General features: G+C 74.1%; 19 protein-coding genes. 5 read left to right on the top strand and 14 right to left on the bottom strand.

Going from position 1 to position 20,209, the window contains the following annotated elements:
• Nucleotide 1 precedes the first annotated feature (1 nt).
• Both Val02_RS30685 and Val02_RS30680 read right to left on the bottom strand, forming a co-directional pair.
• Nucleotides 2-148, bottom strand: a complete 147-nt coding sequence (locus Val02_RS30685) for a hypothetical protein (RefSeq protein ID WP_203902732.1) — start codon at nucleotides 146-148, stop codon at nucleotides 2-4.
• A gap of 59 nt (nucleotides 149-207) precedes the next feature.
• Nucleotides 208-1,926, bottom strand: coding sequence for an asparagine synthase-related protein (locus Val02_RS30680; RefSeq protein ID WP_203902731.1), 1,719 nt, complete (start codon nucleotides 1,924-1,926; stop codon nucleotides 208-210).
• Nucleotides 1,927-2,024: 98 nt separating this feature from the next.
• Between Val02_RS30680 and Val02_RS30675 the strand changes: the two genes are divergently transcribed.
• A complete protein-coding gene (locus Val02_RS30675) occupies nucleotides 2,025-3,449 on the top strand; it encodes an FAD-dependent monooxygenase (RefSeq protein WP_203902730.1) in 1,425 nt (474 codons plus the stop codon).
• A gap of 46 nt (nucleotides 3,450-3,495) precedes the next feature.
• On the opposite strand, the gene Val02_RS30670 is transcribed toward Val02_RS30675, so the two are convergent.
• Both Val02_RS30670 and Val02_RS30665 read right to left on the bottom strand, forming a co-directional pair.
• Complete coding sequence (locus Val02_RS30670) at nucleotides 3,496-5,346, bottom strand: sensor histidine kinase (RefSeq protein ID WP_203902729.1); 1,851 nt, start codon at nucleotides 5,344-5,346, stop codon at nucleotides 3,496-3,498.
• On the bottom strand, nucleotides 5,346-6,038 hold the full coding sequence (locus Val02_RS30665) for a response regulator (protein ID WP_203902728.1): 693 nt from the start codon (nucleotides 6,036-6,038) through the stop codon (nucleotides 5,346-5,348). The genes Val02_RS30670 and Val02_RS30665 overlap by 1 nt, the downstream gene beginning before the upstream one ends.
• Nucleotides 6,039-6,136: 98 nt before the next feature.
• On the opposite strand from Val02_RS30665, the gene Val02_RS30660 reads away from it, so the two are divergent.
• The 4 genes from Val02_RS30660 to Val02_RS30645 are packed head-to-tail and all read left to right on the top strand — an operon-like array spanning nucleotide 6,137 to nucleotide 9,759.
• Nucleotides 6,137-7,297 carry an efflux RND transporter periplasmic adaptor subunit gene (locus Val02_RS30660; protein WP_203902727.1) on the top strand — a complete coding sequence of 387 codons (1,161 nt, stop codon included), beginning with the start codon at nucleotides 6,137-6,139 and terminating at the stop codon, nucleotides 7,295-7,297.
• Complete coding sequence (locus Val02_RS30655) at nucleotides 7,294-7,989, top strand: ABC transporter ATP-binding protein (RefSeq protein ID WP_203902726.1); 696 nt, start codon at nucleotides 7,294-7,296, stop codon at nucleotides 7,987-7,989. The genes Val02_RS30660 and Val02_RS30655 overlap by 4 nt, the downstream gene beginning before the upstream one ends.
• The gene (locus Val02_RS30650) at nucleotides 7,986-9,191 is read left to right on the top strand and encodes an ABC transporter permease (RefSeq protein ID WP_203902725.1); all 1,206 of its coding nucleotides are present in this window, start codon (nucleotides 7,986-7,988) and stop codon (nucleotides 9,189-9,191) included. The genes Val02_RS30655 and Val02_RS30650 overlap by 4 nt, the downstream gene beginning before the upstream one ends.
• Nucleotides 9,192-9,213: 22 nt before the next feature.
• On the top strand, nucleotides 9,214-9,759 hold the full coding sequence (locus Val02_RS30645) for a hypothetical protein (protein WP_203902724.1): 546 nt from the start codon (nucleotides 9,214-9,216) through the stop codon (nucleotides 9,757-9,759).
• A gap of 12 nt (nucleotides 9,760-9,771) precedes the next feature.
• Here Val02_RS30645 and Val02_RS30640 read toward each other — a convergent pair whose 3' ends face one another.
• From Val02_RS30640 to Val02_RS30595, 10 genes are all read right to left on the bottom strand, one after another.
• The gene (locus Val02_RS30640; protein ID WP_203902723.1) at nucleotides 9,772-11,118 is read right to left on the bottom strand and encodes a cytochrome P450; all 1,347 of its coding nucleotides are present in this window, start codon (nucleotides 11,116-11,118) and stop codon (nucleotides 9,772-9,774) included.
• 44 nt (nucleotides 11,119-11,162) lie between these two features.
• Nucleotides 11,163-11,873, bottom strand: coding sequence for a TIGR03943 family putative permease subunit (locus Val02_RS30635; RefSeq protein ID WP_203902722.1), 711 nt, complete (start codon nucleotides 11,871-11,873; stop codon nucleotides 11,163-11,165).
• Nucleotides 11,870-12,865, bottom strand: a complete 996-nt coding sequence (locus Val02_RS30630; RefSeq protein WP_203902721.1) for a permease — start codon at nucleotides 12,863-12,865, stop codon at nucleotides 11,870-11,872. The genes Val02_RS30635 and Val02_RS30630 overlap by 4 nt, the downstream gene beginning before the upstream one ends.
• A gap of 59 nt (nucleotides 12,866-12,924) precedes the next feature.
• Nucleotides 12,925-13,767, bottom strand: a complete 843-nt coding sequence (locus Val02_RS30625) for an anchored repeat-type ABC transporter permease subunit (protein ID WP_203902720.1) — start codon at nucleotides 13,765-13,767, stop codon at nucleotides 12,925-12,927.
• Entirely contained in the window at nucleotides 13,754-14,449 is a 696-nt protein-coding gene (locus tag Val02_RS30620; RefSeq protein ID WP_239153459.1) for an anchored repeat-type ABC transporter ATP-binding subunit, read from the bottom strand. The genes Val02_RS30625 and Val02_RS30620 overlap by 14 nt, the downstream gene beginning before the upstream one ends.
• A gap of 68 nt (nucleotides 14,450-14,517) precedes the next feature.
• Nucleotides 14,518-15,360, bottom strand: a complete 843-nt coding sequence (locus Val02_RS30615) for a choice-of-anchor M domain-containing protein (protein WP_203902718.1) — start codon at nucleotides 15,358-15,360, stop codon at nucleotides 14,518-14,520.
• Nucleotides 15,348-16,901: an anchored repeat ABC transporter, substrate-binding protein gene (locus tag Val02_RS30610; protein ID WP_203902717.1), complete on the bottom strand. Its 1,554-nt coding sequence runs from the start codon at nucleotides 16,899-16,901 to the stop codon at nucleotides 15,348-15,350. Before Val02_RS30610 ends, Val02_RS30615 begins: the two co-directional genes overlap by 13 nt.
• The gene (locus Val02_RS30605) at nucleotides 16,898-18,814 is read right to left on the bottom strand and encodes a TIGR03773 family transporter-associated surface protein (protein WP_203902716.1); all 1,917 of its coding nucleotides are present in this window, start codon (nucleotides 18,812-18,814) and stop codon (nucleotides 16,898-16,900) included. The genes Val02_RS30610 and Val02_RS30605 overlap by 4 nt, the downstream gene beginning before the upstream one ends.
• Nucleotides 18,814-19,440 carry a choice-of-anchor M domain-containing protein gene (locus Val02_RS30600; RefSeq protein WP_239153458.1) on the bottom strand — a complete coding sequence of 209 codons (627 nt, stop codon included), beginning with the start codon at nucleotides 19,438-19,440 and terminating at the stop codon, nucleotides 18,814-18,816. Before Val02_RS30600 ends, Val02_RS30605 begins: the two co-directional genes overlap by 1 nt.
• Nucleotides 19,440-20,081, bottom strand: coding sequence for a choice-of-anchor M domain-containing protein (locus Val02_RS30595; RefSeq protein ID WP_203902714.1), 642 nt, complete (start codon nucleotides 20,079-20,081; stop codon nucleotides 19,440-19,442). Before Val02_RS30595 ends, Val02_RS30600 begins: the two co-directional genes overlap by 1 nt.
• Nucleotides 20,082-20,209: the final 128 nt, after the last annotated feature.

Genomic DNA, 20,209 nt, shown 5'->3' with positions numbered 1-20,209 from the left:
CCTACGGCGCGGAGATCTCGGAGCCGAAGTCCGTGCCGGCTGCGCCGCCGCCCGCCGTGAGAACCCCGACATTGCCGTACCGCTCCAGGCGCGGCGGCGTGTAGGGCTTGCGGTCCTTCGGCTTCTTCTCGGTCGAACGGGCACCCACAGGCCATCTCCTCCAGAGCGACGAATCAGATGATCTCAACGTATAACGGCGCCGCGTTCCTAGCCGGTGATTCCGCCGGATACGAGGAAGGTGTGCAGGCCGAACAGTTCCCACAGGTGCACGATGTGATCGTCGGCGGGTGCCGGCCGGCGCCCGGCGTGCGCGGCGGCGGACACCGGGCCCCAGGCGCGTTCGACCGCGTCCGGGTCGATCCAGCCGTCGCGCACCAGCGGCCCGTCGCGCAGCACCGCGGGACCGCCCGCGGCCTCGACCGCCAGCACGACCTCCAGGTCGAAGAAGGCCTTGTCCCGCCGGGCCCGCACCGGCGGCGGCAGCACCTCCGCGACGGCCGCGCGCAGCACCCGCTTGGTGAGGTCCGGCGCGTGCAGGGTGCTGCCGGCGATGCCCAGCACGGCGCGCACCACCCGCTGGTCGTGCAACGGATGCCGCCAGCCGGTGCCGGTGGCGGCGACGGAGAGGCGGAACGCGTCGAACAGCGGCCCACTCGCCCGCAGGATCGACGGCCGCCACCGCCCGTGGTGATCGGCGGAGCAGAAGCGCGACGCGTCGGCGGCCGCGCTGCGCGCCCACCGTTCGTCGAGGCCCAACCCGGCGAGGCGGTCGCGGCGCAGCCACGGGACGGTCGGCCGCGCGCCGCCGGGGCGGGGCCGCACGCCGTGGTGCCACATCAGGGCGAGCCGCGTGCGCATCCCGCGCGGCGTGCGGGCGGTCCCGCTCTGCCGCCACAGCGTCGCCCACCGTCCGGTGCGCGCCAGGTCGGCGAAGTGGTACCGCTTGCCGTGGAACCAGTCGTCGCCGCCCTCGCCGGTGAGCATGACCGGCAGCCCCTCGGCGCGGGCGGTGCGCAGGAGCGTGTGCGTCATGGCGGCGTTCGGGCGCACCGGCAGCTCGACCGCCCGGGCGGCCCATGCGCGCCAGTGGTCCCAGTCGTACGGCTCGGGTGTCAGGCGCAGGGAACGCACGCCGAGGTGGCGTTCGACCGCCTCGATGAACGGCGTCTCGTCGCACGCGCGCCCCGGAAAGACCATGCTGATCGGCTGCACCCGGACCGAGCGGTGCGGCATCCGGCAGGCCACGCCGAGCACCGCGCTGGAGTCGACCCCGCCGGAGAGCTGCACCCCGACCCCCTCGTCCGGAACGGCCGCGTCGACCGCCGCCGTCAGCGCGGCCCGCACGGCGCGCGCGGCGGCGTCGAGATCGGGGCCGTGCAGCGGCGGCACGATGCCGCGCAGCGACGAGAACGCCCGCTGCGCGACCGTTCCGGGGCCGGGCCGGATCTCCAGCAGCTCGCCGGCCGGCAGCCGGCGCACGCCGCGCACGAGCGTCTCGTCGATCGTTGTCGGCGCCCGCGCGAGCGCCTCCGCGAGCACCACCTCGTCGACGTGCATGGGCACGCCGGCGGCGCGCAGCTGCCCCATCTCGGTGCCGAACAGGATCCGCTCCGGCGTGCGGTGCACGAGGATCCGGTGCGTGCCCAGCGGCGCGCGGGCCAGCGTGAGGCACCCGTCGACCGGGTCCCACACGGCGGTGACCCAGTCGCCGAGCAGCCCGTCGAGGCAGGCCGCCCCCTCGGCGCGAAGCGTCGCACGCGCGGGCATCCAGCCGTCGACCGCCGGATTCCCGCCGGCGATCGCGACGGGGCCGTCCCGGTGCACCGCCCGGTCGGCGGCAGGCACCACCGAGGCGGCGAGCATGGCGGCCGCCAGTTCCGCCGACGCGGGCCGCCCGTCGAGCCGCACCTCACCACAGAACGTCACTGCGGTAAGGCTAGTGACAAAAACGTGCCGATAGTCCCTTTTCGGCCGTATCCGATCGTCGGCCGGGTCGGTCCACAATGGACAGCCTGGGAGGTTCCATGATTGACGTCATCGTCGTCGGCGGCGGCCCGACCGGCCTGATGCTCGCGAGCGAACTGCGCCTGCACGGCGTTCGCACCGTGGTGCTCGAACGGGACGCCGAGCCGAGCCGGCAGGTGCGCTCGCTCGGGCTGCACGTGCGCAGCGTCGAACTGCTCGACCAGCGCGGGCTGCTGGAGCCGTTCCTGGCGGCCGGGCGGCAGCATCCGCTGGGCGGCTTCTACGCCGCCATCCCCAAGCCGCCGCCGAGTCACGTCGACACGACGCACCCGTACGTTCTCGGCATCCCGCAGCCCACCACGGAACGCCTGCTGCGCGAGCACGCCGTCGCGGCCGGTGCCGACCTGCGCACCGGGGTCGCGCTGACCGACCTGAGCCAGGACGCCGAAGGCGTGACCGCCGTGCTGGCCGACGGTGCCACGCTGCGGGCGCGGTACCTCGTCGGCTGCGACGGCGGCCGCAGCACGGTGCGCAGGCTGCTCGGGATCGGGTTCCCCGGCGAGCCGGCCGCGACCGAGTGGCTGCTCAGCGAGCTGGAGATCGGCGTACCGCCGGAGGTGCTGACCGCCGCCGCGCCCGAGGCCGCCCCGGACGCGCGCTTCGGGCCGGCGCCGTGGGACCCCGGGGCGTACCGCTTCGTGCTGCGCACCGCGACGGTGGCGGAGGATCGCACGGCGCCGCCGACGCCGGCCGAGTTCACCGCCCGGCTGCGCGAGCTGACCGGGACCGACTTCGGCGTGCACTCGCCGCGCTTCCTGACCCGCTTCGGCGACGCCACCCGGCTGGCCGAACGCTACCGGGAGGGCCGCGTGCTGCTGGCGGGCGACGCGGCCCACATCCATCCCCCGATCGGCGGGCAGGGGCTGAACCTGGGCCTGCAGGACGCGTTCAACCTCGGCTGGAAGCTCGCGGCGGAGATCGCCGGCTGGGCGCCGGACGGGCTGCTGGACAGCTACGGGGCCGAACGCCACCCGGTCGCGGCCGACGTGCTCGAGCACACCCGCGCCCAGGCCGCTCTCCAGTCCCCCGAACCGGGCGCCCGGGCGATGCGCCGCCTGCTGACGGAACTGCTCGAGTTCGACGAGGTGAGCCGGTACCTGACCGAGAAGATCGCGGGGCTCACGATCCGCTACGACCTCGGCGGCGGCGGCGACCTCATCGGACGGCGGATGCGCGACGTGCCGCTGGCGGAGGGCCGCCTGTACGAGCGGATGCGGGACGGCCGCGGCCTGCTGCTCGACCGCACCGGCGGGCTGTCGACGGACGGCTGGTCGGACAGGGTCACCCACGTCGCCGAGCCCGACGCGGGCCCCTCGTTCCTGCTGCGCCCGGACGGCCACGTCGCGTGGGCCGGCGCCGACCGGGCGCCGCTGCGCGACGCGTTGCGGCGGTGGTTCGGCAAGGAGGATCTTGACGCGCGGTAGCCCAGGAAGGTCATCGGGCGCCCCGACCTACCTGAGCGACCGCGCGTCAAGACCCAGCGATGTCGACGGTGAACACGGTGCCGACACCCGGCTCGCTCGTCACCGTCAGGTCGCCGGCGTGGGCTCTCGCGATCTGGCGGGCGATCGACAGGCCCAGGCCGCTTCCGCCCGTCTCCCGGCTGCGCGAGGTGTCGGCGCGCCAGAAGCGTTCGAACACCCTCGGCAGGTCCTCGGCAGCGATGCCGCCGCCGGTGTCGCACACGTCGATGATCAGCCGGCCGTCGCGCAGGGCGATGCGCACCGTGACGGAACCGCCGGCGGGCGTGTGCCGGACGGCGTTCGACACGAGGTTGCCGACGAGCTGACGCAGCCGCACCGGGTCGACGATCGCCTCCGGGTCGGCGGCCTCGGGGTCCACCAGCAGGGCCACGCCGGCGGCCTCGGCGGCGCCGCGATGGGCGTCGAGCACCTGCGTCACCGCGTCCCGCACGAACGTCGGTTCGGGGTGCACCCGCAGCTTTCCCGCGTCGGCGGCGGCGAGGTCGCGCAGGTCGTCGACGACGTGGTGGAGCAGCACCGACTCCTCCACGAGCAGGTCGAGCACCTGCGGGTCGACCGCGGTGACGCCGTCCCGCGCGGCCTCCAGCCAGCTGCGGATGTTCGTGAGCGGGGTGCGCAGCTCGTGCGCGATGTCGCTGACCATGGCGGTGCGCTGGCGCTCGGAGTCGCGGCGGCGCGCGGAGAGGTCGTTGAACGCCGCCGCCAGCCGACCGATCTCGTCGCGGGTGGTGACGGGGACCGGTTCCTGCCGGTCGAGGGGCAGGCTCGCCGCGTCGGTGAGCAGGCGCAGCGGCCGGACCAGGCGCACGCCGACCAGCACCGTCGCGAGGAACGCCAGCACGAGAATGACGCCGGTGGTGCCGGCGATGCGCAGCGTGTTGGCCGGCGAGAGCGTGACGGCCGGCTGCGCGGCGGCGGCCGGCCCGGTGACGAAGATCAGCGCCGGCGGCGCCACGAACGGCCGCAGCTGCTCGCGCCGGCCGTCCTCCAGGCACTGCCGGGCGAAGCGTGCGAACTCCTCGTCGGGCGCGGGCCGGGGGCGGTCGTCGACGGCCGCCGACGGTTGGGCCCGCACCGCGCCGTCCGGGGCGGCCGGCTCCGGCGGGGAGGGCGCGGCGGCGCCGTAGTCCAGGGTGAAGACGGGCGTCACGGTGATCCCGGCGCCGCGTTCGCCGAGGCAGTCGCGCACGACGGCGGTGAGCGCCTCGAGCGCCGGCCGTTCCGTGGCGGTGGGGGTGAGCAGCTTCGCGGGGCAGCGCGCGTAGGCGGCGCCGTCCACGTCGGCGCTGAGCATGCGCACCACCGGCCGGCCGCTGGGCGTCTCCTCGACCTTGGCCTGTGCGCCCTGCAGGCGCAGGCAGGCGACCTGCGCGTCGGCGGTCGCGCGGAGCGTGGCGCGTTCCGCCGCGGGCAGCAGGTACGGTCCGACGGCCCGCGGATCGATGCGTCCGCCGAGGTCACGGGAGAGTCCCGCGTCCAGGTAGAGCGGATCCACGTTCGCCGTGGGAACGGCGGAAGCCCCCGGCGCCCCGTCCGACGCCCCGGTGAGCGGACGGCGTTCCGGGGTGGTGAGCACGATCCGGCGTCCGGTCAGCTCGGCGAGCCGCCGCACGGTGACGTCCACGCCGTCCCAGGTGCGGTGGGTGGCGGCGTAGCCGATGAGGGCGTCGTACACGTCGGTGTCGGCGGAGAGGTTGCGGCTCTGCTCCCGGGTCACGGCGCGCGTGGTGAGCTGCACGGTCAGCCAGGCCGTCGCGGCGATCGCGCACACCGCGATGAGCATCGACGTGGCGAGCAGTCGCGTCAGCAGGCTGCGGCGCAGCGGGACCCTGCCCATCAGCGCGTCCCGTCGACCAGCTTGTAGCCCATGCCGTAGACGGTGAGCAGGTGCGCGGGGCGGCGCGGGTTCGGCTCGATCTTGCGGCGCAGGTTCATCACGTGGGTGTCGACGGTGCGGTCGGTGGAGTCCCGGTCGTAGCCGCTGGTCTGCTGCAGCAGCTGCGCGCGGGTGAACACCCGGTCGGGCTGGCCGGCCATCGCCGCCAGGATGGCGAACTCGGCCGGCGTGCACTCGATCAACCGCCCCGACACGGTGACGGTGTGCCGTTCCGGGTCGACGACGACGGCCCCGACGCGCAGGAGCACATCGGCCGCGGGGGCGGCGGGAGAGGCCCGGCGCAGCAGTGTGCGGATGCGGGCGAGCAGTTCCCGCGGGCTGTACGGCTTGGTGACGTAGTCGTCGGCGCCGCGGTCGAGCCCGAGCAGCAGGTCCTCCTCGCCGGAGCGCGCGGTGAGCATGAGCACCGGCACGTTCGACTCGGCGCGCAGGATGCGGCACAGGTCGAGCCCGTCAAGGCCGGGCATCATGACGTCGAGCAGCACCAGGTCCGGCCGCAGCCGCCGGGCCCGGTCGAGCGCGGTGGGCCCGTCGTGGGCCACCGTGGCGCGGTAGCCGTCGGCCTCCAGGTAGCGGCGCAGGATCTCGGCGTGCTTGCGGTCGTCCTCGGCGACGAGCACGTGTGCGGGCACCGGTCGACTATAGGGCGTTGTCGCTGCTCACAGCCGTATGGAGAAGACCACGGCCGAACCTGACAAGTTCCTGAAAGTTGGCGTCGACCATGTCCGCCATGCCCTTGAAGCACAGGCGTGTCCTGATCGCCTCCGCGGTCGTCGTCGGGGTCGCCGCGGCCGCGGTCGGCGCGACGGTGTGGGCGCGCGACGTGGACGCCGACGACGGCACCGCCCGCCCGCAGCAGAACGTCAAGACGGTCGCGGTGACCCGGCAGGACCTGTCGACCAGCCGCACACTGCGGGGGTCGCTCGGCTTCGGCACGCCCCGGCCGGTGAAGAGCGGCCGCGAGGGCGTCGTCACCTGGCTTCCGCAGCCCGGCACCTCCGTGGCCCGCGGCGAGGTGCTCTACCGTCTGAACGACGAGGCCGTCCCGCTGTTCACCGGCAGCCCACCGCTCTATCGCCCGCTGGCGGCCCGCGGCACGGTCGGCCGCGACGTGGCGATGGTCGCCGAGAACCTGAAGGCGCTCGGCTACCCGATCGGCACCCAGCCGAAGGCCGGCGAGCGGGTCACCCAGGAGGCGCCGCCGCCGAACCCCGGCGCGAGCGGTGCACCGGCCACCCCGCCCGGCGCGACGAGCGTCACCGTCAAGGCCGGCGAGGGCGCCTACACCGCCGCCCTGATCAACGCCGTCAAGAAGTGGCAGCGCGACCGCGGCCTCCCGGACGACGGCCGCCTCGACGTCGGCGACCTGGCGGTGCTGCCCGGCCCGGTGCGCGTCGACAGCGTGAGCGCGCTCGTCGGGGACGCCGCGACGGGCACGCTCATGTCGGTCACCTCGACGACGAAGGTGGTGACCGTGCAGGCGCCGCCGGCCGAGGTCGACGCGCTGCGCGAGGGCGACGCGACGAGCGTCCGGCTGCCGGACGGGGCCACCGCGGCGGGCAAGGTGAGCGCGATCGCGACCGTCGCCCAGCAGAACGAGGCCGGGGGCACCGGGCCGCAGACGGTCGCTGTGACGGTCGCGCTGGACGACCCCGGTGCGGCCGGGCACCTCGACGGCGCCGACGTGACGGTCGAGGTGGCGGGCGAGACGCGCAAGGGCGTTCTGGCGGTGCCGGTCAACGCGTTGCTGGCGCTCAGCGAGGGCGGCTACGCCGTGCAACTGGAGGACGGCCGCCTGATCGGCGTGCGGACCGGCCTCTTCTCCCGGGGCCTGGTCGAGATCGAGGGCACCGGCGTCGTCGCGGGCCTGAAGGTGGTGACGACCTCATGACAGTGGTGTCGGTGCGTGGGGCCAGCATGGTCTACCCGGGTGGCGTCACCGCCCTCGACGGCGTCTCCCTGGCCATCGCCGAGGGCGAGCTGATCGCGATCGTCGGCCCGTCCGGCTCCGGCAAGAGCACGCTGTTGAACGTCATGGGCACCCTGGACCGCCCGACGTCCGGCACGGTCGAGATCGCCGGCCACGACGTCGCGGCGCTGTCGGACCGCCGGCTCTCGGCGCTGCGCGGCCGCTGGCTCGGCTTCGTCTTCCAGCGCTTCCACCTGACCGACGGGCTGAGCGCCCTGGAGAACGTGGCCACCGGCCTGCTGTACGCCGGTGTCCCGAGACGGCGTCGTGCCCCGATGGCGGCGGCCGCACTGGACCGCGTCGGCCTGGCCCACCGCATCACCCACCGGCCGCACGAACTGTCCGGCGGCGAACGACAGCGGGTCGCCATCGCGCGCGCCCTGGTCAACGAACCGGCGCTGGTCCTCGCCGACGAGCCCACCGGCGCGCTCGACACGGCGAACGGCCGCGCCGTCCTGGACCTGCTCGTGCGGCTGAACCGGGAGGGCACCACGATCGCCGTGATCACCCACGACCGCGACATCGCCGCCGCGCTGCCCCGCCGCGTGGAGATGCGCGACGGCCGCGTGGTCGCCGACAGCACCGCCGACACGGTGGTGATGAACGCGCTATGAGACCCGACATCCGGCCGGTCCGGCTGCGGCCGTTCGACCTGCTGTCGCTGGGCACGATCGGCCTGCGCACCCGCCGCGTGCGCGCCGCGCTCTCCGCGCTCGGCATCTCGATCGGCATCGCGACAATGATCATGGTGACCGGCATCCCCGCCTCCAGCGAGCGGGCCCTCATGGACGAACTGTCCGCCCTGGGCACCAACCTGCTGCAGGCCGTGCCCGCACCGGAGCGCGACGAGACGCCGCGTTTCCCGCGGGAGGCCGTGGCGATGGTGCGCCGCATCGGGCCGGTGACCGCCGCGACGGCCGTGGCGAACACGCACACGGTGGTCCGCCGTTCCGACCTGTTGGATCCGAAGGACGGCTCCGGGCTGAGCGTGCTGGCGAGCGAACTGGACCTGCTCGACGTGCTCGACGCCCGGGTGCGCTCGGGGCGGTTCCTGGACCGGGCGGGTGCGTCCTTCCCGACCGTGGTGCTCGGCGCGGTGGCCGCCACGCGGCTCGGCTTCCCCACCGTGCCGGCCGACGGTCCGCCGCCGCAGGTGCTGATCGCGAACGCCTGGTTCAGCGTCATCGGGATCCTTTCGCCCACGCCGCTCTCCCCCGACGTGGACCGGGCGGTGCTGGTCGGTTGGGACTCCGCGCGGGCCGAACTCGGCTTCGACGGCCACCCGACCACCATCTACGTGCGCGCGCACGAACCGGCGATCGAGGCCGTGCGGGCGGTGCTGCCGGCCACCGTCCACCCCGGGCAGCCGAGCCAGGTGCTGGTGACCCGCCCGTCCGACGCGTTGGCCGCCAAGCGCGCCACCCAGAACACGTTCGCGGCGCTCTTCGTGGGGCTGGCGCTCGTGGCCCTGCTCGTGGGCGGCATCGGCGTCGCCAACACGATGGTGATCTCCGTGCTCGAACGGCGTTCCGAGATCGGGCTGCGCCGGGCACTGGGCGCCAACCGGGGGCAGATCCGCGGCCAGTTCCTCACCGAGTCGGTGCTGCTGTCGCTGCTCGGCGGCCTGGCCGGAACCGTCCTCGGGCTGCTCGGGACGGCCGGCTACGCGATCGCGCACGGGTGGCCGGTGGTGGTGCCGGGCGGCGCGATCCCGGCCGCGCTCGGCGGAGCCGTACTCGTGGGCGTGATCGCCGGGGTGTACCCGTCGGTGCGCGCCGCCCGCATGACCCCGACGGCCGCGCTGGCCGGCTCGTAACGTTCGACCGAGGAGAGATGACATGAGACGGACGGCGACCCTGATCCTCGCCCTGGGGCTGCTCGCGGGCTGCGAAAAGGCCCCCGAGAAGCCCGAGGTGGCGACGCTGGCGAGCGACCCGGCGACGGCGGCGAGCCCCTCGCCGGCGGCCGCCGAACGCCCGCTGATCCGCACCGACACCTCGCCCGAGGAGGAGGAACGCCTCTGGGACGTGTACCTGAAGTGCCTCGCCGACCACGGCTACACGAAGGCGGGCGGCGACGCGGCCAACGGCGGCGGCAGCAGCGGCGCGGCGCCCCGGCCGGCGCTGCCCGACCCGCGCGACGAGGAACTGTCGGCGGCGGCCGAGGCGGCCTGCGGCAGCAAGAAGCCCGAACAGGTCTGGGAACGCGCGAAGCGCACCGACCCGCAGTACGCCGACAAGCTGCACGCCTGGGTCACCTGCATCCGCGCGCAGGGCATCGACGCGTGGGAGAACGACGGCTTCCTGGCGTTCAAAAGCCTCCCGCCGGAGAACGAGATGAAAAAGGTGGATGAATGCCAGGACAAGGCTTTCGGCAAGGGCTGACCGGACGCGACCTCACGCCCGGAGCGCGGGATCCTCGACCGCGCGCTTGACCGGTGACAGCCGCAGGCGCAGGTTCGTCGGGAACACCGCGAAGGTGACCTTCTCGCCGACCGGGCCGGCGGACGGATCCGGTTCGACGACGAACGCCCGGCACAGCGTCGCGGCCATCAGGGTCGCCTCCATGAGCGCGAGGCTGCGCCCCGGGCAGAACCGCGGCCCGCTCCCGAACGGCAGGTACGGCTGCCTGCCCTCCATCGGGTTGCCGTCGAGCCACCGTTCGGGGCGGAACTCGCGATCCTTGTCGGCGCCGTGCGTCATCATGATCCAGAGCGGGGTGCCGCGCGGGATGCGCAGGCCGGCGATCGTGGTGTCGGCGACGGGTTCGAACGGGAAGTAGGGCGTCGGCGGGTACAGCCGCATCGTCTCGTGCACGACCGCCTCGGTGTAGCGCAGGGCGGCCAGGGCCGACGGTGCGGTGATCGGCGCGGTCGCCTCGGCGCGGATGCGTTCCTGCGCCTGTGGATGGGCCGCGAGACAGTGCAGCACCCACGAGATCATGCCGGCGGTGGTGTCCTCGCCGGCGACGACCAACGTCAGGACGTTGCCGACGACGTCGTCCAGGTTGAGCGGGTCCTCGCCGTCGACGTCCGCCTTGGCCAGGGCGGTCAGGAAGTCCGCGGGTTCCTCGCCGTCGAGCATCCGTCGCCGCGCGTCGACGTACTTCTCGGTGATGAGGGAACGGGCTGCCGCGATCGCCTCGTCGGCGCGCCGGTCGGCGGGCAGGCGCACCCAGCGCCAGTACGGGACCGGGCTGGCGATGCGGCGCCCCAACGTGTTGAACACCTCCTTCAGGTGGCCCCGCAGCCGGTCGTCGTCCCGCAGCTCGTGGCCCATCGTGAGGCCCACCGACACCTCGAGCGTGTAGCTCAGCATCTCCTCGACGACGTCGACGCTCGTCTGCGTGCGCCACCGGTCGCGCAGCCGGTCGGCCGCACGCGTGATCGTGCCGAAGGAGGCCCGGATGTAGCGGGCGCTGAGGCCACGGGTCGCCACGCGGCGCAGCCGGCGCCAGTCCTCGCCCTCGGCGTCGAAGAGGCCGTGCGCGCCGAGTTCCCGGATCAGGTCGCTGACGAGGGAGAAGCGGCGGAAGGAGTCCGGGCGTTCGCGCAGAATCGTCTCGATCATCTCGGGCTCGGACGTGACGACCGCGTCGCGGCCCGGCATCCGCATCCGGTACGTCGTCCCGTACCGCGCGCCCCACTCCTGGAAGACGCGGTGCGGCGTACCGCGGGCGAACAGCGCCGGCAGGTTTCCCACCAGGGGCAGCCGCCGCGGCCCCGGAAGCTCGGAGATCTCCATGGCAAGCGATGTTAACAGCCGTTAACTGAGGCGCACCGCATCGCTCAACTTTCGTAGGGATTCCTTGGTTCAGGCACCGGCTTCGCCTCGGTCACGGCGAGGTACGGGATCGGCGCCCGGTTGATCGGATCCGCCGTCCGGCGCGCGCTGAACGCGCCGGTGACCTCCAGCCACGCGTTGGGGCGCAGCCCCGCCGGCACCTTCCCCTCCAGCCCCACCTTGATCGGCTGGGCGTCACCGGCGCAGCAGCTCAACGTCAGGCGGGCCAGCATCGGCTCGCCGCCCTTGCCCAGCGTCACGAAACCGGTCACCTTGACGGTCCGCCCGGCAAGCGAACGCCCGTGGTCGTAGACCGCCCGCGCCGCGTAGTCCCCCACGGTCAGCGGCACCGGGTCGCCGGCCGCCAGCGCCGGGAAGCCCGCGGGCTGCTGGATGGCGCTCCCGGCCCGGTCGACCGTGTACGCGCCGAGCGCCGGCGGGGCCACCAGGATCAGCGCCAGCACGGGGACCGCCAGCAGCCACGAGACGCGCGGCTCGCGATGCCCTTCTTGCGGGGGAGGCTGGTTTTCGGGAGCGGGTCGGCGCCACTCGTACCAGAACGTCGCCGCGGCCGCCACGATCAGGACCACGCCGACGCCGATGAGCAGCGGCCGCAGCCCCTCCTTGACGTAGCGCAGGTACACGTCCGTGAACGCCGTCCGCAGCACCGTCACACCGAGCAGCAGCATGAGGATCGCGTGCGCCTGCCGGATCACAGCAGCACCGCCCCGACCGCCGTCGACACCAGCACCGCCACGGCGAACGTCGCCGGTGCGAACCGCACCGCGAACCCCCGCCCGAACGTGGCCGCCTGCATGGCGAACAGCTTCAGGTCCACCATCGGCCCCACCACCAGGAACGCCAGCCGCGCCGTCAACGAGAACTGGGACAGCGCCGCCGCCACGAACGCGTCCGCCTCGGAACAGATCGACAGCGCGACGGCCAGGGCGGCCAGCGCCAGCACCGACACCACGGGATTGCCGGCCACCGCGTCGAGCCACTGCGCCGGCACGAACGCCTTCAGCGTGGCCGCGGCCGCGGCGCCGACGACCAGGAAACCGCCGGCGTGCATGACATCGTGGCGGACCGAACCCCACAGGACGGCGCCCTTCGTGAGCCCGTCGGTGTGCGGCCGGCCCGGCGGGCGCAGCCAGTCCGCGCGCCCCCACCGCTGCCACAGCCAGCCCATCGCACACGCCACGAACAGGCTCGCCACGAACCGCGCCGCCACCATCTCCGGGTTGCGCGGGAACGCGACCGCCGTCGCGGTCAGCACGATCGGGTTGATGGCCGGCGCCGACAGCAGGAACGCCAGCGCCGCCGCCGGGGTGACCCCGCGCCGCACGAGCGCACCGGCGACCGGCACCGACGCGCACTCGCAGCCCGGCAGCACCGCCCCGGCCGCCCCCGCCACCGGAACGGCCAGCGCCGGCCGCTTCGGCAACGCCCGCGCGAAGAACGACGGCGGCACGAAGACCGCGATGATCGCGGAGAGCAGCACACCCATCACGAGGAACGGCAACGCCTGGATCACCACCGCCACGAACACGGTCAGCCACGCCTGGATCACGGCACCGCCGAGCAGCCCGCGGATCGGCTCCTGCGCCGCGACGGCGAGCGCGAGCAGCGCGGTCAGGATCAGCCGCGGATCCCGGAACCGCGCCTCCCGCTCACCGGCTCGGCTCTCCGCCGCCTTCACGGTCTCCATGCGTGGGGCCACCTCCCGGGGGAATACGCAGGCCGGCGGCCCAGGGTAGCCCGCTTTCGTCAGGCGGCGCGGCGGCGCAGCATCCCGTGCCGCGGGGCCAGCAGCCAGCACGCCACGAAGACACCGGTGAGGACCAGGACGATCAGGCCGCCCGCAGCCAGGTCCAGGTGGTACGAGAGATACAGACCCAGGACCGATCCGAGGGAACCGATCACGGGCGCGACGATCATCATCGTGCCCAGCCGGTCGGTGAGCAGCCGGGCGCACGCGGCCGGGGTGACGAGCAGCGCGAGCACCAGGATGTTCCCGACGGCCTGCAACGAGATGACGATGGCGAGCGTGACCATCGCGTACAGCGCCGCGTCGAGCGCCGGCACCGCGAGGCCGTTGGCACGGGCCGTCTCGCGGTCGAGACTGACCGTGACCAGCCGCCCGTGCAGCAGCGCCGCCGCGACGAGCAGGGCGGTGCCCGTTCCGGCCACGGTGATCACGTCCCGGTCGTCGATCCCCAGGATCTGCCCGAAGAGAAACGATTCCAGGGAACCGCTGTAGCCGGGCGCGCTGCTGAGGATCACGATCCCCAGGCCGAACGCCGCCGCGAAGAAGACCCCGATGACGGTGTCCTCCTTGAGCCTGCGGTTCTGCGACACGACCGCGACGCTCAGCGCGGTGGCGAGCCCGGCGACCGCGCCACCCAGCACCAGATCCGCCTTGAGCACGAACGCGATCGCGACCCCGGGAAACACCGAGTGCGACACGGCGTCGCCGATGAACGCCATCCCGCGTAGCACCACGTGGCTGCCGATCACCCCGCACACCAGACCCGACATCGCCGCCACGAGGATCGCCCGGCGCATGAACTCGTGATCCCACGGCGCCACGACCAGATCAACGACCGACATCGGCCACCCCGAACGCCCGCAGCCACACGGCCGGATCGGTCAGTTCCCCGGGCGGGGCGTCGGCGACGACCGTGCGGTTGAGCAGGACGATACGGTCGCAGAGGGTGTTCGCGGCGGTGTGGTCGTGGGTCGTGACGAGCACCGCCGTCCCCCCGTCCGCAAGCCTCCTGAGCAGCCCGTTCAGCACGTCCCGCGTCGGCCGGTCCAACCCGGTGAACGGCTCGTCGAGCAGCAGCAGCGCCGGCCGCAGCACGAGGGCCCGCGCGACGAGGACCCGCTGGCGCTGGCCGCCGGAGAGTTCGCCCACGGGGCGGTGTCGCAGGGCGGCCATGCCCACCCGGTCCAGCGCGGCGACGGCCTCGGCGGTGTGCTCCCTCGGCGGGCGGCCGTGCCATCGGGTCCGGTGGGTGAGGCCGGTGCGGACGGCGTGTTCCACCGTGATCGGGAAGTCCCACGCGAACTCGTGCCGCTGCGGCACGTAGCCGATCGTGCCGCCGACCTCGACCGTGCCGGCGTGGCGCGGCACCAGTCCCAGGATCGTGCGCAGCAGGGTGGTCTTGCCGGCGCCGTTGGGGCCGATCAGGCCGACGATCTCGCCGGAACGGACGCGGAGGTCGACGTCGACCAGCACCTCGCGCCCGGCCAGGCGCGCCGAAAGCCGTTGCACCACAAGCACTCCCACACCTTCCCGAGCCGCGTGGCCCGCGCCGGGGTCCGCCGCGTGCGAGGGCTGGGTGGCGTCGGTCGGGTTCATGGCGTCGCTCCGGTGGCGCGGCGGGAGCGGCGGACGAGTGCCGCGCCGACGGCCGCCAGCAGCAACACCGCGACGGCCGCGGCACCCGCCCGGGCCCACGGCGCCGCATCCGCGCGCGACGCTCCTCCGGCGGGTGCCGGGGCGGCGTTCCCGGCGGCCGGCGTCGTGGTCCGGTCCGCAGCGGGTGCGGCCGTGGTCGGGTCGCCGGCGCCGACGAAGAAGCGCAGCGTGCCCCGTGCGCCCAGCGGCGCGCCGGCCGTGTCCGTGGCGGCCATCTCGATGTCGAGCAGGTACGTGCCGGCGGCTGTGAAGGCCCAGTTCCCGTGCACGTGCGTGCCGACCTCGACGCCGCTGTCCTGCGGCATCGCCCGGCCGCTGTCGAAGACCACGTCCGGCGCGCCGAAGTTGCCGGTCAGGAAGAGCACGAAGCGTCCGGGCCCGCTGACCCCGTGCACGCGCCAGGTCAGTTCGCGGCGGACGGCGGTGGCGACGCTCGGGTCCTGGGTGTTCCAGCCGAGCCACACGGCGTCGGCCCGCTGCGTCTGCGGCAGCACCCACACCGGCCCGCCGGCCGGGCCGAGGAAGCCGAACTCCGTGGCGTCCGGGACGGTGGTGCGGGTGGCCTCGACCGCGTGCACGGTCACCTCCTCCAGCGCGCGCCACACCGGCGGGCGCACGGCGTCGTCGCGCAGCCCGATCCGCCACGCGCCGTCGGCGAGCCGCGGGCCCAGGTCGGCGTGCCCGGCGGCGAGCACGACCGGTGCGGCGTGCGCCGGGCCCGGCACCGCGACGGCCGCCACCGCCGCCAGCGCCGCGAGCAGTGGCCTCACCCCAGGCACGCGGCCAGCTCCCCGGCGTTGTGCCGCATCATGTCCACATAGGAGCGCGCCCGCTCGTCGAACGCGTCGCCGTACAGCTTGCATATCCGGATTCCCTGGTCCTTCGCGATCTGGGTCAGCACGCCGGCGCGCCCGGAGAGGTTCGGCTCCAGGAACACGGCCGGCACGCGCAGGTTCGTGACGGTCTCGGTGAGCTTGCGCACCTGGGCCGCACTCGGCTCCTGTGCGGGGTTGGGCACGACGAACCCGGCCACGGTCAGCCCGTACGCCTTGGCCAGATAGCCGAACCCGTCGTGCGTGGTGACGAGCTGCCGCCGGTGCGCCGGGATCGTGGCGACCCGGGTGCGCACGTGCGCGTCGAGGCGGTCCAGCTCGGCGAGGTACTCGGCGGTGCGCCGCGCGTATCCGGCCCGGTCCGCGGGATCCGAGGCGACGAGCGTGTCACGGATCAGCTGCGCGTAGGCCTTGGCGTTGGCGACGTTCTGCCACAGGTGCGGGTCGATCTCGCCGTGCACGTGCTTGCCGAGCACGGCCTGCGGCAGCTGGTGAACGCTGCTGCCGGCCGGCCCGAGGAAGCCGAAGCGCGGATCGGCCGGCACCGTGTCCAACGCGCGGTTGGGCACGTCGATGACGACGTCGGCCGCCGCAACGGCCCGCTGCGCACCGGTGCCGGCGTCGGTCCACGCGTACAGTTCGCCCCGGTCGAGGTCCACGGCGACGTCGGTGTGCCCGCGGTCGACGACGACGCCGCTTTGTCCACTGTGGACGGTGTGCGGGTCGACGCCGACGGCGAACGTGAACGTCCCCGCGCCGACCGGCGTCCACGCACCGTCCGGAGTGGACAGCGCGGCCGAAAGCGTCACCCGGTACACCCCCGGCGCGCTGAACGCCCAGTTGACGTGCGTGTGCGCGTCCGGCGGCAGCACCGCCGAGTCCACTGTGGACAGCCCGTCGGCGGAGTCGACGTACACCTGGGGCTCGCCGAGCGCGTGCGTCAGGTAGACCGCGAGCCGGCCCGGCCCCTCCAGTGCGGTGGCGCTCAGCCGGACCTCCGACGCCCGCGTCGCGCCCCGGCCGGCGCCGCTGCCCCGCACCGCCAGGCCGAGCCACGGCACGTCCAGCGCGATGTTCTCCACGAGCGGGATGACCTGGGCGCCGTACGTCTCGGCCGACTCGGCCAGTGACACGTTCGGGGCGTCGTCCGGGGCGTTGGCGTCGATCGCCTTGATGAGCGCATGCTCCTCCAGCAGCAGATGATTGGTGAACGTCACGTCCGCCCGCGCGATCTTCTTGGCGTCGCTCGGCGTGGGCTCGTAGGAGTGCGGGTCGCCGCCGGGCGGCACGATCGAGTCGACGTGCACCCGTCCGCCGCCGACGGCGCGCACGAGGTCGGCGAGGATCTCCGTGGTGGCCACGACCCGCACGGCTCCGTCGTCGGCGGCCACCGCCCCGCACCCGCCGGCCACCGCCGCGACACCCACGGCCGCCACGACCCGCCGCCACCGAAGGCGGAACCGACCGCCCGGCCGCGGCCGCCTCACGCCGCGCTCCTGCGCCGCCGAGCCGACAGGCGCCCGGCCGCATGGCGGAGCCACGACGGGAGGCGGTGTCGGGAGGAGAGGCGGTGTCGGGAGGAGAGCGCGACCAGCGCCGCGCCGGCCAGCACGAGCGCCGCACCCCCGCCGATGACCCCGGACAGCGCCGCGCCGGTCTTCGGCAGCTTCCCGTTCCCGCCGGCCCCGCCCGCACCGCAGCCCGTGCTCGTCCGCGTGAGCAGCGTCCTCGGATCGGTGTTCCCGACCGCGACGGTGACCACGCCGGTCGACGTCGAGGCCGCGCCGGACGCCAGCGTCGCCGTGTGGCTGAACGTCAGCCGGTACGCCCCCGCCTTCGTGAACGCCCAGTTGCCGTGGGCGTGCGTGCCGACCGCGACGTCGCGAACGTCCGGCAGCCCGTCGCCGCTGTTGAAGATCACCTTCGGCTGCCCGAACGAGTCGTACTCGAACACCGCCGCCGTACCCGGCCCGTCGACGCCGGTGAGCTTCCAGGTGACCGGCCCGGTGACCTGTGCGGCGGTCAGCTCCTCGGTGTTCCAGCCGAGCCACGGCACGCCCGCCTTCTGCGTCTGCGGCACCTGCCACACCGTCGCGCCCTGGCCGCCCAGGAAGTCGAACGGCCCGGCCGGCACGGTCGTCCGCGCGGCGTCGCCGAGGTGGAGCACCACCTCCGACGGCATCCTCCACTGTGCAGCGCCGGAACCCGTGCCGTCCTTGACGCGCGTCGCGAGCCGCCCGCTCTCCAGCCGCACCGCGAGGTCGACGTGTCCGGAGGAGAGCACCACTCCGCTCGTTCCGGTGCTCGGTACGCACGCCGGCGAGGAGGCGCGCGGCGACGGTCCGGCCGTTGCCGGCGCAGTGCTGCCCGGCGGCGTCGGCGAGGGCGTGACGGAGGAGGGTGTGGGGGTGGGGTAGGAGGGTGTGGGGGCGACGGTTCCGCCGGTGACCGTGTGCGGGACGGTGGCGGCCGAGGAGGCGGCGAAGTCCGTGGTGAACCGGGGAACGAACCGCGCCGACAACTGATGCTGCCCGGACGGGAGTTCCGACACGGTGAGGCTCCCGGCGGGTGCGGCGGCGTGCCCCAGGACGGCGGTGCCGTCGAGGAACTCGATCCACCCGTCCGCGTCGGCCGGCGACACGTTCGCGGCGAGCGTGACCGGTGAGCCGTGCGCGGACGAGGCGGGCACGCTCAGCGTGGTGGTCGTCGGTGCCACCGGGATGTCGGCCGCCGACGTGCCGCCCACGTACCAGGTGACGTCGACCGGCCCGCTGCTGACCGGCGTGCCGTCGGCGCGCGTGGCGGTCAGCTCGAACGTCAACACGTACCGCCCGAGCGCGGTGAAGACCCAGTTCGCGTGCGCGTGGCTGTGCACCGGCCAAGCGTGCGAGGCGTACTCGGCATCGGTGGAACTGAGGTAGCGCAACGGCTCCCCGACCGGCCCGGAGGCGAACACCTCCACCCGCCCGGGGCCCCGCACGCCGCGGAGGTTGACGCGCACCTCGTCCCCGGCGAGCACACCCGCCGGCACGCCCTCGGTGGAGAACCCCGGCCAGACCAGCGACGGTTCCTGGACCTCGGGCGCGACCCAGATCGGCGCACCCGCCTCCCCCAGGAACGCGTACTCGGGAACGTCGGGCACCGCCGGCCGCGCCGCCTCGGTGTCGAAGACCTGCACCAGCACGGTGCCGGTGTCGACGAGCTGCCCGTCACCGACACGGGTGCGCACGTCGAGCCGCCCGTCGGCGTAAGCCACGTGCAGAACGTCGGTGTGCACGTCGTTCAGCACGGTGCGCGGTGTGCTCGGCGGCGCGGGGTCGGCACCGGCGGGCACCACGACGAACGCGAGCAGCAGGACGGGCAGCCACAGCGGAAGCAGGCGACGGCCGGCGGTTCCCATCAGCCGACCTGGAAGGTGTAGGTGACGGCGCCGGAGGTGACGCCGTTCGCGGCGGTGGCGCGGAACGTCAGCGCGTACGTGCCGGCCGCGGAGAACGCCCAGTTGCCGTGGGCGTGCGTGCCGGCCGCGATGCCGCCGGGCCAGGAGGCGACGCCGCATCCGGCGGCGGGGTTGCCGCTCAGGCGGAACGTCGGCGCCGCCGGGAAACCGCCCGTGGTGTAGAGGGCGAACCAGCCGCCGGCGGGCGCGGTCGCGCTCACCAGTTCCAGCGCCACGGGTCCCTGCGCGGCGGGCACGTCCTGCGTGTTCCACCCGGCGTAGAGGAGGTTCGCGTTCTGCGACTGGGGCGCCACGTACACGGTCGAGCCGGCCGCGCCGAGGCAGGACCACGCCGCGCCGGAGGGCACCGTCGTGGCCGACGCCGCGGACAGCGCGAGCGTGGTGCCGCTCGGCGACACGTCGTCGTCCACGGGTGCGTACGTCTTGATGTCCAGCGTCAGCACGCCGTTCACGTAGTCGATGTCGAACCCGTCGACGTGTCCACTGTGGATGGTGGCGGCCGATGCCGGCACGGCGTTCGACAGGATGAACGCGAAAGCGGCCACGGCGGTGACCAGGCGGCGCATCACCGGCACACCTCGAACGTCAGCCAGACCGCCGCGGAGGTGACCGTGGCGCCGGTCGCCGCGAGCCGGCCCTGCACGTCGACCTTGATCCGGTACGTGCCCGGCCGCTCGAACGCCCAGTTGTAGTGCCCGTGCGTGGCGACCGGCAGGGTCACCACGTCCGGCAGCCCGTCCTCGCTGTCGACGGCGACGACCGGTGCGCCCACCGGATCCGTGGCGAACAGGCTGAACCCGTCCGGCCCGCGAACCTGCCGGAAGCGCAGCGCGACGCTGTCGTCGACGAAGACGCCCGGTTCCAGTTCCTCGGTGGCGAGGCCGGCCCAGAGCAGGTCGGGGTTCTCCGCCTCGGGCAGCACGTGCACGGTCGCACCGGCCGCCCCGAGGAACGCGTACGCCGGGTCGTCCGGCACCGTCACCGCCGCCTGCGGCAGCACCTTGAACGTCACCGACGCCGGGTCGCGTTCGACGTCGGGGTCGACGGTCTCGTCGTGCACCGAGATCCCGAACGCGCCCTCCTCGAACGCCACGTCGACGGCGTCGACATGGCCCCGGGACAGCACGACTCCGGCCGCCTGGGCCGGCCCTCCGAACGCCAACGCCGTCGCCGTCACCGCGGCGACCAGCGGTACTCCTACCCGCATGGGACAACTCCTTCCGTGTGGCGCTAACGATAATCGTTTTCATTAACGCGTCAAGCGGGAGTCGGGATCGCCACACGTCGACACCGCGCATCGACGCGCGACCCTCCGGGAGGCGGGCGTCTGTCACG

The sequence above is a fragment of the Virgisporangium aliadipatigenens genome, assembly GCF_016863615.1.
Classification (GTDB): domain Bacteria; phylum Actinomycetota; class Actinomycetes; order Mycobacteriales; family Micromonosporaceae; genus Virgisporangium; species Virgisporangium aliadipatigenens.
This window is presented reverse-complemented; position numbering and strand designations above follow the sequence as displayed.